Raw genomic sequence first — 1,666 nt, forward strand, 5'->3', positions numbered from 1 at the left:
ACTCTAAACTGCAATACGGAGGCACGACCATACCGAATACGGCTTGCAAGGATATGTATATTCAAATAATATATCTGTGGCACAAATGATAGCAACTAGACTTGATTTCGGTATGGTTTCAATTAATAACCCATTGCCCGGAAATGCAAAAGCGCCTTTTGCAGGGCGTAAAGCTTCAGGCTTTGGAGTTGAAGGCTCATTTGAAGGGATATTTGAATATCTAAATACGAAATATATAAATTTACAAGCGTAGATACCAAATCGTCATTGCGAGCAGCCGTAGGCTGCGTGGCAATCTTATCAAATATCCTGAGATTGCTTCGTCAATTACTTCTTCATTTCCTCGCAATGACGGGAGAATTGATCCATGCAACAACACCTATATGATAATGAAATAAAAATTATGCCTGTTCCTATAAATGATATTGAAAGAAAAATTGAAAAAATTAGCCTTATACTTGATAATTATGAACCGCTTTGTTTAATAATAGGTAAAGAAAAAGTTAATCACCACTTACACATAACATCTAATAATCTTGCTGAATTGTTAGATAAAGAGATGTCGCTTTCAATTGAATATTTTGATCCTATAGTACGACTAATTGAACAATTTAATAAGATTGAAATTATAATACCTCAAGAGCTTAATAATGCTTTATGTAATACATTATTAAACTTTGAGCATAATTATTATTCCGACGAATTACAAGAAACCGTAATTCAATATATAGAAAAACTTGATATTCTAGGGGTGAATGCGCACTAACACTCTAAAAATCTCAATAGTTTTACCGGTTTATAATAGAGAGAAGCTATTACCTTTTGCTATTGAGAGCTGCCTTAATCAAAGCTTTAAAGACTTTGAGCTTATTATTATTGATGATTGCTCAAAAGATAGTAGCGTTATAGTAGCTAGGAAATATGCAGAGCAGGATTCACGTATTAAGGTAATAGTAAACGAGACCAATAAAAAATTACCGGCAAGCTTGAATGTTGCTTTTAAAGAGGCCAAGGGGGAGTATTTTACTTGGACTTCAGATGATAATCTTTTCCATGAAAATGCTTTAGAAAAAATGGTTAAGACACTTGATAATTCACCTGAGATAGGGCTTGTATATACTGATTATACTTTAATCGATGAGCAAGGTAGTATAGGCGCAAGACTTTATCAAGAATCGCCTGAGTTTTTACCGATTAGAGATTGCGTCGGTGCATGTTTTTTGTATAGAGCTGATTTAGCAAGGAAAGTAGGCGAGTATAATGAAAATATGCAGTTAGTTGATGATTATGAATATTGGCTTCGTTTTGGACTTGTTACAAAATTTGCTCATATACCGGAATCTTTATATTTCTACCGAGTACATGATCAAAGCTTAACAATAGAGCGTAAAATAGAAGCAAAACAGGCCAAAAGAGCTTTAAAAGAATTATTTAAAGATAAATATATTATTCCTGCTGAGATTAAACCTATAAATGATTTATATAATTGGTTTATTGAAGATAGAAATTTAAGCTCTTATTTTAGGTTATTTAAAATAATTATTTGTAGTCCGATAATTACTATTTCTTATATTATTAAAAATCTGAAAAGAATTAGGTGATGCTTATGTTATTCTTGTTTCTGTCATTGCGAGAAAAAATTGAAAATTTTGACGAAGCAATCTCA

The 1,666-nt window shown here is 32.0% G+C and carries 2 protein-coding genes and 1 pseudogene; all 3 read left to right on the forward strand.

From position 1 onward, the window contains the following. Positions 1 to 13: 13 nt before the first annotated feature. A pseudogene (locus KYQ89_RS00795) lies at positions 14 to 253 on the forward strand (aldehyde dehydrogenase family protein); the annotation flags it as partial. 114 nt (positions 254 to 367) lie between these two features. Continuing rightward, positions 368 to 766, forward strand: coding sequence for a hypothetical protein (locus KYQ89_RS00800; protein WP_218459926.1), 399 nt, complete (start codon positions 368 to 370; stop codon positions 764 to 766). Next, positions 756 to 1,601, forward strand: a complete 846-nt coding sequence (locus KYQ89_RS00805; protein ID WP_218459927.1) for a glycosyltransferase — start codon at positions 756 to 758, stop codon at positions 1,599 to 1,601. Before KYQ89_RS00800 ends, KYQ89_RS00805 begins: the two co-directional genes overlap by 11 nt. Positions 1,602 to 1,666 lie beyond the last annotated feature (65 nt).

This window comes from Rickettsia sp. TH2014 (assembly GCF_019249195.1).
GTDB lineage: Bacteria > Pseudomonadota > Alphaproteobacteria > Rickettsiales > Rickettsiaceae > Rickettsia > Rickettsia felis.